The sequence below is a fragment of the Rhodanobacter sp. UC4448_H15 genome (assembly GCF_052978265.1).
The window spans coordinates 1,508,367-1,522,000 of record NZ_CM129665.1 but is presented as its reverse complement, the minus strand read 5'-3'; the positions used below and the strand labels follow the sequence as shown (position 1 = coordinate 1,522,000).

Genomic DNA, 13,634 nt, shown 5'->3' with positions numbered 1-13,634 from the left:
TGCGCCCCTACAAAAAATGCGGCTCGATCGTAGGGCGGGCACTGCCCGCCATCGGCGTGCCGCGACGTCACCGGCGGGCATTGCCCGCCCTACGGTGCTTACTTCGCCGCGCCGGACGGTGCGTCCGTGCCAACGAGCCTGTCAAACCTGTGTAGGAGCGCACCCTGTGCGCGATGCTCTTCGTCACGTGATGGAAGGCATCGCGCACTACAAAAGCGAAGCGAAGCGTGGGGCGGGCAGTGCCCGCCCATCGGCGTACCGGGGAACCGTCGGCGGGCAGTGCCCGCCCTACGACGCTACTTCGACGCGCCCGATGGTGCGTCCTTTGCCGTCCACTGCTTCAACCACGCGTTCACCGTGTCATGCCACTGCACGCTGTTGTGCGGCTTCAGCACCCAGTGGTTTTCATCCGGGAAGGTGAGGAACTCGCTGGGGATGCCGCGGCGCTGCAGCGCGGTGAAGGCGCCCAGGCCCTGGGTGATCGGGATGCGGAAATCCTTGCCCGAATGCACCACCAGCATCGGCACGCGCCAGTCCTTGACGTGGTCGATCGGGTTGAACTTCTCGTAGTTCTGCGGCACGTCGTATTGCGTGCCGCCGTTCTCGCGCTCCTCGAACCACAGCTCCTCGGTGGCGTAATACATCATGCGCGCGTCGAACACGCCGTCGTGGTCGACCAGGCATTTCCACGGCTGGTTCCACACGCCGGCGATCCAGTACACCATGTAGCCGCCGTAGCTGGCGCCGAGCGCGCAGGCGCGGTCGCCGTCGAGGAACTTGTACTTGTCCAGCGCGGCCTTCCAGCCCAGTTTCAGATCCTCCAGCGGCTTGCCGCCCCAGTCGCCGGAGATCGAGTCGGTGAACTTCTGGCCGTAGCCGGTGGAACCGTGGAAGTTGATGGTGACCACCGCAAAGCCCTGGCCGGCATAGGTCTGCGGGTTCCAGCGGTAGCTCCAGCCGTTGCTCATCGCGCCCTGCGGGCCTCCGTGAATGATGAAGGCCACCGGATAGGTCTTGCCCTTCTGGTAGTCGACCGGCTTGACCACGTAGCCCTGCACGGTTTCATCGTTCCAGCCCGGGAACTGGAAGAACTCGAAGTCGCCGACCCTGGCGTTCTTCAGAGCCTCGGCGTTGAAATGGGTAACCTGCTTCGGGCCGCGCCCGTCGGCCTTGGCCAGGTACAAATCAGCGGGGCGCTTCAGGTCGTCGCGCGCGAACAGCAGCTTGCCCGCCGCCAGCGAAAACGCGTTCACGTCACCGGCGCCGGACAGGCTGCGCACCTCGCCGTTGGCCGGGTCGATCGCGAACAACGGGCGCTGGCCTTCGTCGTCCGCAATGGCATACAGGGTCTTGCCGTCGGCGGAAATGGCCAGGCCGCCGGGCGAACGATCCCAGCGCGGATCGACTTCGTGCTTCGCGCCGGTGGCCAGGTCCATCGCCGTGATGGCGAAGCGGTCGGCTTCGAAGCCCGGCGTTTTCATCGCCAGGTAATAAAGCGTCTTGCCGTCCGGCGAGGGCACCGGGTAGGCATCCCACGCCTTGTTGTCGGCGGTGAGGTTGACGGGCGCGGCCGAGCCATCCACCGGCACGCGATAAACGTCGAAATTGGTCGACCACGGCTCGGTGGTGCCGGCGATGCGCACGTCGAAATACACGCTCTTGCCATCCGGCGCGAAGGCGAACTCGCTGGCATCGCCGAACGGCTTGCTGGGAATGTCGCCGTCGATACCGCGGCTCAGCAGCGTCGGCTCCGCCGGCAGCTGGCCATCGGCGTTGAACGCTGCCACGTACAACTGGTTGCGCCGGCCGTCGGCCCAGGTATCCCAGTGCCGCACGAACAGCTTGTTGTACAAGGTGCCGCTGGCCTTGTCCTGCGCGCGCTTCTCGATGCGCTGCTCGGTGCACGCCAGTGTGGCGCAATCGGTGAACACCTCGTAAGAGAGCAGCACCTGCTTGCCGTCGGGGCCCAGCTTGTAATCGACGATGTCCAGCGGCGCATGGCTGACCTGCACCGGCGCCGCCGGGTGGGACAGGTCCGCACCCAGGTCCACGCGCCACAGTTGCGCCACGTCCTTCGCCGGCGCCACGAAATACAGGCTCTTGCCATCGGCCGACCAGCGCGCCGACGAGCCCTTGTCCACCACCTTCACCGGCTGCGCACCCTTGCGCTCCAGGTCCAGCACGTAGATCGCGGTGACGCCCTTGTTCGCCGCGTAATCCGTGCTGCGCACACTGAACGCCGCATGGCGCCCATCCGGCGACAGCTGCGGGTCGCTGACCCGATCCATCATCACCAGGTCACGCACGTTGAAGGCGTGCGGACCCTGGGCCTTGGCAAAGGTGGTGTCGACGACATCGCCCGCCAGGGCAGGGGACGCGGCCAGGGCGAGAAGCAACGCAGCTATCAGGGGTTTCATGGGGGGTCCTTGCAGGCGGGCGGAAACGTTGACGGTAAGTCGCAGGCGGGCGGCAGGCAAGCCCTGGCTTGGTTGCGCACGCCCTCGTGCAGCCGCGCAGGGCAGCGCCCGGCGCATGGTATGAAGTCCTGTGACTGACCATGGAGGTATCGCGCTTTACACCCTCCGTTGCACGGCATATGCTTGGCATATGTCAGCGACAATGAGGGTGCCCCATGGAAAGCCAACGTCACGTGCGCCTGTTTCGAAATGGCCGCAATCAGGCTCTGCGCATCCCGCGCGAGTTCGAGCTGCCGGGTGATGAGGCGATTCTGCGCAAGGAAGGCGGACGGCTGGTGATCGAGCCCATCGCCCGACGCCGCGATTTGCGTGAGCTGCTGCCCACACTGCTGCCACTCAATGAGTCTTTCCCGCCTATCGAGGACATGCCAAGCACGGACGAGGACATCTTCTGAGATGCCCTCGCTGCGCTACATGCTCGACACCAACATCATCTCGGCCGTAATCAGGCAGCCCGGCTGTGACGTCTCCCGCCAATTGGCCGCGATGCCGCGAGAGGTGTTCTGCACCAGCATCGTTGTCGCCGCCGAATTGCGCTTCGGCGTTTGCCGAAAACACTCGGCCAGGCTGGCAACGCAGGTCGAAACCGTCCTGGAAGGAATTGACATCCTGCCGCTGGAAGAACCCGTCGACCAGCATTACGGGAGCATCCGCGCGGAACTGGCGCGACTGGGGCAACCGATCGGCCAGAATGACCTGTTCATTGCTGCGCACGCCCGTGCGCTGGGCTTGGTGCTGGTAACCGACAACACCGCAGAGTTCGAACGAGTACCCGGGCTCGTCATCGAGAACTGGATAGCCCGCTGAAACCGCCCCTCCCACATGCAGTCGCATCCCGGAACTGCCGGCGGGCGGTGCCCGCCCCCGGGTCGAGTCCGGGACAGGCTCTACACGCGGGGCCTTTCGGCGCGCTGGCGAAGAGCATCGCGCACAACGCAAGCAAACCGCAGAGTGGCAATGCCCGCCATCGCCATACCGCGAAACTGTGCGGTGAAACAGCCACGGCAAGGCGCAGCTTCGCAACAGCAGGTCCGGCGCGCAGGGGAGCGAGGTCAACGCAGCGACAGCATTCACGAGAGCGTGTTCCTGAATGACCGTGGCAACAACATACACGACCGGCCTACTTGAACAGTATCATTATTGATACTATATTGCTCGCATGGACAAGATCACGGATCTGATCGAACGGATGCGCCAGGCACCGAAAAACGTGGCCTATACCGACCTCTGCAAGGTTTGCGACCACCATTTCGGAAAAGCGAGGCAGGAAGGCACAAGCCATCGCGTATACAAGACGCCCTGGCATGGCGATCCCCGCGTAAACATCCAGAAAGGTGACGCCGGGAAGGCCAAGCCGTACCAGGTACGGCAAGTGCTGCAAGCAATCAAGAAGCTGGAGGACAAATGATGGACGCTCGTCACTACACCTACCGCGTCATCTGGTCCCCGGAAGACGCCGAATACGTAGGCCTGTGCGCCGAGTTCCCGGGCCTGTCATGGCTGCACGGCAACCAGGCGAAGGCGCTGGCGGGCATCGTGCGTCTGGTGGATGAAACCGTCAGCGACATGGAAGCCAATGGCGAAACACCGCCGGAGCCGATAAGCGCCAAGTCCTATTCGGGCAAGTTCCAGGTTCGCATCCCGCCCGAGCGCCACAAAGCGCTCGCCATGCAGGCAGCGGAACAAGGCATCAGCCTCAACCGATACGTCACGGACAAGCTTTGCGCGTGAACGAGGCCCGCGCAGGCCCGCCCATAACCCGTAGGAGCGCACCCTGTGCGCTGTGCGCGATGCCCTCCGTCACGTCGCGAAAGGCATCGCGCACAAGGTGCGCTCCTACAAAAAAAGCGACGTGGCCGTGGGTTTCCGCAACATCGCCGTGCACAGCTACAACGCCATCGACTGGGCCATCGTCCACGCGATCGCCACCTGCCACCTCGGTGACTTCGAGGATTTCGCTCGCCTTATAGATCAAGGCAGGCGTTGATCGAAACCGCGACGCCTTGGCCTGGAAACGTACAAACGACCCGCGCCGGCGGGTCGATACGGAACCGTGACCGGCAGCACATCGTCGTCCTCGACTTCGGTACAAAACGTGCTTGATCCACTGGCGACTTCCAGGGGGAATCCACCAATGTCACGCCAGCGCCTGTCCGCCGGTTTCACCTTGATCGAACTGATGATCGTCGTGGCGATCATCGCCATTCTTGCCGCCATCGCCATCCCGGCGTATCAGGACTATCTGATCCGGGCACAGGTCTCCGAAGGGTTCGTTCTGGCGGGCGGCGCCAAGGCTGCTGATTGGGATTTCGTTTCCAACACGGGGCGTTTTCCACCGAACAACGAATCCGCCGGCCTCGCAAGGAACGTATCGATCAAGGGCCAATACGTATCAAGCGTGGATGTCACCAACGGTGTCATCAAAGTGTTGTTCAATGGCCCAAAGGCCAACGATGCCATCCGGCCTAGCACCAAGTACGTGATGCTGTCGCCCGTCACTCAAGCAGGCAGCATCTTGTGGACATGCGCGCCCAGCACGGTGGACCGAAAGTATCTTCCGACTTCCTGCCGTACATAGGTGCTTGTCGGCCCATGGACGTCCACGAACTGACCCAATTGGTCACAATTTGACGTATCACGCCAACCACTGAGACGACATGACACAGGATGGACGAATCCCTGCAAGCCGAGATTCAGCAACGCTTGCGGCCATACGTGACGAAAGGCACAATCTCGATGCCCGTGATATGCGGGAATACACCAGCGGCGCAAGTGGCACACAACCTGCTTCGCTTCGCCGCGAGCTTCCTGGTCGTTCCTGACCACGAGATGGGGTCCGATCCTGCCTAGGGGGATCCAGGACTGGGGCTCAGGGGGCATCACCGGTTAGCTAACCAATCGCAAAAGAGGAACCACCATGAAGAGCATGCAGAAAGGCTTTACCCTGATCGAACTGATGATCGTGGTTGCGATCATCGCGATCCTCGCCGCCATCGCCATCCCGGCCTACCAGGATTACCTGGTTCGCTCGCAGGTGTCGGAAGGCTCCGTTCTCGCGGATGGTGCCAAGACGGCGATGGCCGAGTTCTACAGCAACACTGGCCATTTCCCCTCCAACAATGGTTCCGCCGGTCTCGCCAGCGCAACCAGTATCAAGGGGCAGTACGTTAGCCAGGTGAACGTGGCGACGGCGGTGGGCAAAATTACCGTGTCTTACGGTGGTGTCAAAGCCAACTCCGCGATCAGCACTGGCCCCAAGACGCTGATCTTCTCCGCCGTCACCAACAGTGGCAGCATTGAGTGGCATTGCACGGGCGGTACCGTCCCTAGCAAGTACCTGCCGACGTCTTGCCGCCAGTAATTTTGGTATCGCTTCAAACAGAAAGGGCCGCCCTGTGCGGCCCTTTCTTTTGCAGACCACCCGGATGACCAGATATCCCAACCTGACCGCGTTGATTGGCCTGTCGATCTTGGCCATGGTTTGGGCGTGCTATCACGAAGGGTTGCACGGACCGTTTCTGTTCGACGATTACAGCAATCTACCGGCGCTGGGCGCCACCGGCCCCGTCGACACGTGGCCGACCTTTTGGCGCTACCTCACTTCCGGTACGGCCGACCCCACCGGACGGCCCCTGACCCTGCTGATGTTTCTTCTTGACGCGCACGACTGGCCCGCTGATCCCTATCCGTTCAAGCGCACCAACCTGATCCTCCACCTGCTCAACGGCGCGCTGCTGGCGCTGTTGCTACGCCGGTTGGGTCGCACGGTTTTCAGCACCGCCGACCAACGTCGCGTCGATCTCGCCGCCGCCATCGGCGCCGGCATGTGGTTGCTGCATCCTCTATTCGTCTCCACCACGCTTTACATAGTTCAGCGCGAAGCGATGCTGCCAGCGACCTTCACGCTCCTTGGCCTGCTGGCATGGCTGCACGGCCGGGCGCGCATCGCGAGCGGTGATGTCTGGCGGGGGTTGGTGTGGATCGCTGCGGGCTTGGGTGGCTGCACCGTACTCGGCGTGCTGAGCAAGGCCAATGGCATCCTTCTGCCTGCGTTGGTTTTGGTGGTGGAATATGTGCTGCTGCGGTCGCCAGAACACCCCACCACGCCGATGGAACAGCACCGGCGATACATCTACCGTCGCAGCATGTGGTTGTTCGGCTGGCTACCGACGGCAATAGTGGCCGGCTACCTGCTGGAACAAGGCTGGAGCGGGCTCACTCGCGGCATCTCATCGGTACGTCCTTGGACGCTGGGCCAACGCCTGTTGACCGAACCGCGCGTGCTGCTGGATTACCTGGAACTGTTGTGGTTGCCGCGACCGTTCACGCCGGGTCTGTTCAACGACCACATCCAGGCGTCGACTTCCTGGTTGTCTCCGGTGACAACGCTGCCTGCCATCCTCGCGTTAGTTGGCCTGATCATCGGTGCGTGGCTGTTGCGCCGCCGCTGGCCCGCGCTGGCTGTGGCCGTATTGTTCTATTTCGTGGGCCAGTCGCTGGAATCCAGCACCGTGGCGCTGGAGCTCTATTTCGAACACCGCAACTACCTGCCGGCGATGTTGATGTTCTGGCCATTGGCACTGTGGTTGTGCGACGTGCGCACTCGTCCGGATGCGGCACTTGTTGAGAGTCCCATCGCACCTGAAAGCGCTCCTACGAGAAATGTCGAAGAATCAGTCGTGACGTCATTCCCGCGAAAGCAGGAATCCATTTTGATCTCACGGAACAACAATTTGGATTCCCGCGTTCGCGGGAATGACGGCCAAAGAAGCCGCTATTTGACAAGCAATGCAACCGGTACGAATAGAGCAGTACGCGTGGCCAAGCTCGCACTGGCTGCAGTCATCCTGCTGGGGCTTGGGTTGATGACCCACGCACGCGCCAACCTGTGGGGCAACAGCCATGACCAGGCGTTGATGTGGGCCCGTCTGAACCCCGACTCCCCGCGCGCCCAGGCCAATGCAGCGCAGGTCGAGTCGAGCGCCGGTCATCCAGAGCGGGCGGTCGACCGGCTGCTCGGCCCGCTGACCAGGGCGCCCGACCAGGTGCAGCTGGCGCTCAACCTGTTCGGCGCGGAATGCCTGTTGGGCAACATTGATGAATCGACGCTGGCTGCATCGCGCACCGCCCTGCTTACCACGCGCGACCCGGGCACCCTGTTGACGAGCTGGTTCGAGCGCGCGATGGAGCAGGTGGTCCATCCGTCGTGTCCACAATTGAGCTATGCCACCCTGCACGGTCTGCTGCAGGCGGCGCTGGCCAATCCCCACCTCGCCAGCAATCCCGGCCGGCAGCAAGATATCCATTACCTGCTGGGGCGTCTCGCCCTCCACCAGGGTGACGCAGACACGGCCTTGGCCGAGTTCAACCAGGCGCTGGATCTGCAGGTACGTACATCGGCCGCGCTGAAGCAGGCCGCGTTGCTCGGTGCGAACGGTTTCCCACGCCAAGGCTTGGCGCATCTGGATCATCTGGCTGCCGAACCCGAACAGGCCTACCAACCCGGCTTCGGCATGCCGCGAGTGCATGCGTGGGTTTTGCGACGACAACAATACTGGCCCAAGGAGCTGGCGCACCTGCGCGCTACACTGCGCGATGACGCCACCAAGCAAGCGCCTGTCACCGATGACACCCACTCCGCCCGATAACGCCGCCACGACCAAACGCCTGGGCTGGTGGCTGTTGCTGGCCGCCTTCGCAATCACCGTGGTGGTGTACTGGCCCGGCCTGTCCGGCGGTTTCCTGTTTGACGACTACCCCAACATCGTCGACAACCACGGCGTGCAGCCAACCAATGGCAGCTTCTCCTCCCTGGTGGGCGCCGCGCTTTCCTCCCCCTCCAGTGAATTCAAGCGACCGCTGGCCTCGCTGAGTTTCGCCGCGAACTACCTGATCAGCGGGCTCGATCCGTACTGGATGAAGCTGACCAACGTGGTGCTTCATCTGCTCAACGGACTGCTGATATTCCTGCTCACTCGCGCCCTGCTGCAAGCCCTTGTAGGAGCGCACCCTGTGCGCGAACGCTCTTCCTCCAGGTTGAATGGCAGGCCTTCGCGCACAGGGTGCGCTCCTACAAGGGCCCGCACGGGGATGATTGCCGCCCTGATCGCCGGTGGCTGGATGCTGCTGCCGATCAACCTTACCGGCGTGCTCTACGTGGTGCAGCGCATGGAGAGTATGGCCAACCTGTTCGTGCTGCTGGGCCTGCTTGGTTATGTCGCCGGGCGCCAGCGCATGCTGGGGGATGCTCACTACGGCCCCAGTGGCCTCTCGGACGTGCCCGCCTCCCGCTGGTCGCCCAGCCTTCGCGGATTCCTGCTTTGCACCGCAAGCCTCGTGGCCTGCACCGGCATGGGCGTGCTGGCCAAGGAAACCGCGGTGATGCTGCCGCTGTATGCGGTGCTGATTGAATGGCTGGTATTCGGTTTCCGCTCGCCTGCCGGCCGACGCGACAGACGCCTCATCGGCCTGTTTGTCGTGCTGCTGCTGTTGCCGATGATCGTGGGTCTGATCTGGCTGCTGCCGCAGGTGTTCAACCCAGGCTACTGGTCGACACGCGACTTTGGCCTGCGCACGCGCCTGCTCAGCGAAGCGCGCATCGTGGTCGACTACATCCGCTGGACGCTGCTGCCGACACCGGATGCGTTGTCGTTCTACCACGACGACTTCCGCACCTCGCAAGGCCTGCTTTCGCCGTGGACGACGCTTGCCAGTATCGTGGCTCTCGGTGCCTTGGTCGCGCTGATGATCTGGCTGCGCAAGCACCAGCCGCTGGCCGCGCTGGGCATCGGCCTGTTCCTGGGCTGCCAGCTGCTCACCGGTACCATCCTGCCGCTGGAACTGATCTACGAACATCGCAACTACTTCGCCAGCTTCGGCCTGATGTTGGCGATCGTGCCGTTGCTCGCTGCATCACGAGGCGAAGCGTTTGCCTTGCCGCGCCACGTTCTCCTTGGCGCGTTGCTGGCGTGCTGGACCGCGCTGACCGCGCTCACCGCCTATGCCTGGGGCAACCCGCTGCGATTGGCCGAAGACCTGGCCAGCCGTGCCCCGCAATCCCCACGCGCCCAATACGAACTGGGCCGCACCTACATCATCTACTCCCATTACGACCCGGCCTCGCCCTTCACCAAATTGGCCTATGCGCCGCTCGAGCAGGCAGCCGCCCTGCCCGAGGCCTCGATCCTTCCCGAGCAGGCGCTGATCTTCATGAACTCGCGCATGCACCAGCCCATCAAGGATGCTTGGTGGGACAGCCTGATCGCCAAACTCGAGGCCCGCCGCCCCGGCGTGCAAGATGAAAGCTCGCTTGGAGCGCTGACCCAATGCGCGCGCGAAGGTCGCTGCGATCTGTCGAAGCAGCGCATGGTCGGGGCTTATCTGGCCGCATTGTCCCACCCGGATCCCAGTGCCCGACTTTTGGCGATGTACGGTGACTATGCCTGGAACGTCTTGGACGACCACGATCTCGGCGAGCGTATGACGGCCGATGCTGTGAAGACCGCACCGAATGAGCCCGCATACCGCATCACTCACGTTCGCATGTTGGCCGCGCAGGGACGCAAGGCCGAGGCCAATGCCGCACTGCAAGGTCTGCGATCGCTGGATATCGGCGGGCGGCTGGACAGCAGCCTGAAGGAGTTGCAAGCACTCCCCGGCCTGCATTGATAGTTGATATCCGCTCTACAAGCTTGCGTAGCGTTTAAACTACCCGCCCATAGGTTATTCGAGGGGACAAGTACCAAGTGAAGCGTGCACTTATTTCGGGAATCACCGGCCAAGATGGAGCCTATCTGGCAGAGTTTCTTCTGGCTAAGGGCTACGAAGTGCATGGCATCAAGCGCCGCGCCTCTTCGTTCAACACTGCGCGTATCGACCATCTGTATCAGGATCCGCACGATCCAGATCGCCGGCTATTCCTGCACTATGGCGACCTGACTGACGCCACCAACCTGATCCGCATCATCCAACAAGTGCAGCCGGATGAGATCTACAACCTTGGTGCGCAAAGTCATGTGCAAGTGTCTTTCGAGACCCCCGAGTACACCGCCAACGCCGACGGCATGGGCACACTGCGATTGCTAGAAGCAATTCGCATTCTTGGTCTTGAAAGCAAGACGCGGTTCTACCAGGCGTCAACATCAGAATTGTATGGTCAGGTGGTAGAGACGCCGCAAACCGAATGCACCCCATTTCACCCACGCTCGCCCTACGGCGTAGCCAAACTGTATGCGTACTGGATCACCGCCAACTATCGGGAGGCTTACGGCCTGTATGCCTGCAACGGCATCTTGTTCAACCATGAGTCGCCCATGCGCGGCGAAACCTTTGTCACACGCAAGATCACCCGGGCGCTAGCCCGTATCCACCTCGGACTGCAGGATTGTCTCTATCTCGGAAACCTCGACGCTCGGCGTGACTGGGGCCACGCGCGCGACTACGTTGAGATGCAGTGGTTGATGCTGCAACAACCTAGTGCCGAGGATTATGTGATCGCCACGGGTGTGCAGCACTCGGTTCGCGAATTTGTCGAACACAGCGCAGGTGAACTGGGTATTACCTTGGCGTGGCAGGGATCTGGCGCAAATGAATGTGCACTCATCGCGACCGCACCGGATCACTCCGCGGCAAAACCAGGACAACATGTTGTGGGCGTTGACTCGCGTTATTACCGACCTGCCGAAGTAGACACGCTGCTCGGCGACCCAAGCAAGGCGCGCGAAATCCTCGGCTGGACTCCCCGCACGAGCTTTGCCGAACTGGTACGCGAGATGACGCAAAATGACTTGGCGCTTGCGCAACGTGATGCGCTGATGATCAACGCCGGCTTCAACGCGCACTCGCCACAGGAATGAAGTGATGAATCTCGACGCACGCATCTATGTTGCCGGCCATCGTGGTCTGGTCGGCAGCGCCATTGTCCGACGACTGCAGGCCGATGGCGCAACCAATCTCATCCTGCGTACGCACCACGAACTCGATCTGGTCGATCAAGCGGCCGTCGAAACATTCTTTGCCACTGAACGCCCTGAATACGTTTTCCTGGCGGCAGCCAAAGTCGGGGGCATCCGCGCCAACAGCACCTATCCCGCCGAGTTCATCCACGACAACCTTGCCATCCAAACCAACGTGATCCACAACGCATGGAAGCACAGCGCAAGAAAGTTGCTGTTCCTCGGCTCATCGTGTATCTACCCTCGCGATTGCCCGCAGCCGATCAAAGAGGAATACCTGCTGACCGGGCCACTGGAACCCACCAATGAGTGGTATGCCATTGCCAAGATTTCCGGGGTCAAGATGTGTCAGGCATACCTTAAACAGTACGGGTTCGATGCGATCTGTGCCATGCCAACCAATCTGTACGGACCAGGCGATAACTACGACCCTGAAAACGCCCACGTCGTACCTGGATTGATCCGCCGTGTCCGCCAGGCACAAGCCACCAATGCGCCCACGGTTTCAATTTGGGGAAGCGGCGAGCCGCTGCGCGAATTCCTGCATGTCGACGACCTCGCCGATGCAGCGTTGTTTCTAATGCGTAGTTACAGCCATAGGGACCCGATCAATGTGGGTTCCGGCCGGGAGATAACCATTGCCGCACTGGCAAGTACAATTGCGCGAGCGGTCGGCTACGCGGGCGAACTCGTGTTTGATACAACCAAGCCGGATGGCACCCCGCGCAAACTACTAGACACCGCCCGAATGGATGCGCTCGGGTGGAAAGCACAGATCGGACTGGAGCAAGGATTGAAGCAAACGGTCGATGCGTTCTCGCTTGTGTCCCCATGAGCAATGACGACCCGACCACCCCGGTCGACGTGATGTCCCGGTGGGTCGGCATACGTGGTCGACGTATCATTCATACCGGTGCGTGGTCGATGGTAGCGAAAGCATCCGCCGCAGCCAACCTGTTCCTGACCGTACCGTTCGTCTTGCATGCTTTAGGGCCAGCACTCTTCGGCGTTTGGGTGACCTTGGTCTCGCTGGTAACCTTTGCAGGTTTTCTAGACTTCGGTCTCGGCAATGGCACCATGAACCTCATCGCTGCTGCGCACGGGCGCGGCGCACATGACGAGGTTGGCCGTATACTTTACGAAGGGCGTCGTACGTTGCTTTGGCTTGCCCTGTGGTTGGCTGTCGCCGCCTCGATTGCAGTACCGCTGATCCCATGGCAACGATTGCTTGGACTTCCAGAGCAAATGGCAGCCACCAGCCGCGCGGCCGTCGCCGCGATATTTTTTGCCGTCGTACTCGCGGTTCCGCTAAACCTCGCGAACCGAGTACAACTCGGATTAGGGCATGGTGATCGCGCTTTTAAATGGCAAGCACTGGGCCAACTACTAACCCTTGTGACCGTGATCACGCTCGCAAAATCAGGTGCGCCGCTTCCATTTCTCGTGTTAGCGGCTGTCGCCACCCCCCTGCTTAGCTCCGTCGCCAACACTTGGTTGTTATGGCTCGACCCTCAGATGGCTACCCCGACCCAGCAGCGATATCCTGCAATCGCCGCCCACATCCGCAAGGAAGGATTACTATTCTTCATCCTCCAGTTGGCTGCAGCGCTCGCTTATTCAACCGACCTTCCCTTAATTTCCACCCTTAAGGGATCCACAGAGGCTGGCACCTACGCAATCGTCCAGCGCCTGTTCTCAGTCATTCCTCTCGCCCTTGGCTTAGTCTGGGTGCCACTATGGCCGATCTACCGGCAGGCGCTCGCGATTGGCGACCATGGATGGGTCAAGCGAACGTTGCGACGCTCCGTGCTGTTGGCAGTAGTCGCTGCAATGAGTACAGGCTTCGCTCTGGCACTGGGCTTTCACCACATCGCCGAACTCTGGGTGCACCAACCCTTAGCCGTTGGTGGAACCCTGCTGGCAGGATTTGCAGTGTGGTTGACCATAGACGCTCTGGGAACTGCTGTTGCCACCTTTCTCAATGCGGCGAGCATCATGCGATTTCAGGTAATCACGGCCTCCATCTTCGCGATCATATGCTTTGGATTGAAGGCCTGGGCAATCAGCCATCTCGGGATTTGGATCGTTCCTTGGATAACAGCGGCTACGTTCTTGTGCCTTAATTTAATTCCAACCCTCCTTTTGTGGCCACGCATCATCGCGTTCACTCACTCGAAACTTTATTGACAGCTTTGCGCCGATG

13 protein-coding genes are annotated in these 13,634 nt (G+C 61.5%); 12 read left to right on the top strand and 1 reads right to left on the bottom strand.

The window, feature by feature from the left end; genetic code table 11:
* Positions 1 to 296: 296 nt before the first annotated feature.
* Positions 297 to 2,417 (bottom strand): prolyl oligopeptidase family serine peptidase, encoded by a 2,121-nt coding sequence (locus ACVCMI_RS06745; protein WP_447099369.1) that lies wholly within the window; start codon positions 2,415 to 2,417, stop codon positions 297 to 299.
* A 215-nt stretch (positions 2,418 to 2,632) separates the two neighbouring features.
* Here ACVCMI_RS06745 and ACVCMI_RS06740 point away from each other — a divergent pair, with 215 nt between their 5' ends.
* The 12 genes from ACVCMI_RS06740 (at position 2,633) to ACVCMI_RS06685 (ending at position 13,618) form a co-directional block, all read left to right on the top strand.
* A complete protein-coding gene (locus tag ACVCMI_RS06740; RefSeq protein WP_447099370.1) occupies positions 2,633 to 2,872 on the top strand; it encodes an antitoxin in 240 nt (79 codons plus the stop codon).
* A 1-nt stretch (position 2,873) separates the two neighbouring features.
* The gene (locus ACVCMI_RS06735; RefSeq protein ID WP_447099371.1) at positions 2,874 to 3,284 is read left to right on the top strand and encodes a PIN domain-containing protein; all 411 of its coding nucleotides are present in this window, start codon (positions 2,874 to 2,876) and stop codon (positions 3,282 to 3,284) included.
* 352 nt (positions 3,285 to 3,636) lie between these two features.
* Positions 3,637 to 3,885: a hypothetical protein gene (locus ACVCMI_RS06730; protein WP_447099372.1), complete on the top strand. Its 249-nt coding sequence runs from the start codon at positions 3,637 to 3,639 to the stop codon at positions 3,883 to 3,885.
* A complete protein-coding gene (locus tag ACVCMI_RS06725; protein WP_447099373.1) occupies positions 3,882 to 4,208 on the top strand; it encodes a type II toxin-antitoxin system HicB family antitoxin in 327 nt (108 codons plus the stop codon). Before ACVCMI_RS06730 ends, ACVCMI_RS06725 begins: the two co-directional genes overlap by 4 nt.
* A 52-nt stretch (positions 4,209 to 4,260) precedes the next feature.
* Positions 4,261 to 4,464 carry a HepT-like ribonuclease domain-containing protein gene (locus ACVCMI_RS06720; RefSeq protein WP_447099374.1) on the top strand — a complete coding sequence of 68 codons (204 nt, stop codon included), beginning with the start codon at positions 4,261 to 4,263 and terminating at the stop codon, positions 4,462 to 4,464.
* Positions 4,465 to 4,611: 147 nt separating this feature from the next.
* On the top strand, positions 4,612 to 5,055 hold the full coding sequence (locus tag ACVCMI_RS06715; protein ID WP_447099375.1) for a pilin: 444 nt from the start codon (positions 4,612 to 4,614) through the stop codon (positions 5,053 to 5,055).
* Positions 5,056 to 5,394: 339 nt separating this feature from the next.
* Positions 5,395 to 5,838, top strand: coding sequence for a pilin (locus tag ACVCMI_RS06710; RefSeq protein ID WP_447099376.1), 444 nt, complete (start codon positions 5,395 to 5,397; stop codon positions 5,836 to 5,838).
* Between the two features lie 64 nt (positions 5,839 to 5,902).
* On the top strand, positions 5,903 to 8,125 hold the full coding sequence (locus ACVCMI_RS06705; RefSeq protein WP_447099377.1) for a tetratricopeptide repeat protein: 2,223 nt from the start codon (positions 5,903 to 5,905) through the stop codon (positions 8,123 to 8,125).
* A complete protein-coding gene (locus ACVCMI_RS06700; protein ID WP_447099378.1) occupies positions 8,103 to 10,145 on the top strand; it encodes a hypothetical protein in 2,043 nt (680 codons plus the stop codon). Before ACVCMI_RS06705 ends, ACVCMI_RS06700 begins: the two co-directional genes overlap by 23 nt.
* A 77-nt stretch (positions 10,146 to 10,222) precedes the next feature.
* Entirely contained in the window at positions 10,223 to 11,332 is a 1,110-nt protein-coding gene (gene gmd / locus ACVCMI_RS06695; RefSeq protein ID WP_447099379.1) for a GDP-mannose 4,6-dehydratase, read from the top strand.
* 4 nt (positions 11,333 to 11,336) lie between these two features.
* Entirely contained in the window at positions 11,337 to 12,266 is a 930-nt protein-coding gene (locus ACVCMI_RS06690) for a GDP-L-fucose synthase family protein (protein WP_447099380.1), read from the top strand.
* Entirely contained in the window at positions 12,263 to 13,618 is a 1,356-nt protein-coding gene (locus ACVCMI_RS06685) for a lipopolysaccharide biosynthesis protein (RefSeq protein WP_447099381.1), read from the top strand. The genes ACVCMI_RS06690 and ACVCMI_RS06685 overlap by 4 nt, the downstream gene beginning before the upstream one ends.
* Positions 13,619 to 13,634: the final 16 nt, after the last annotated feature.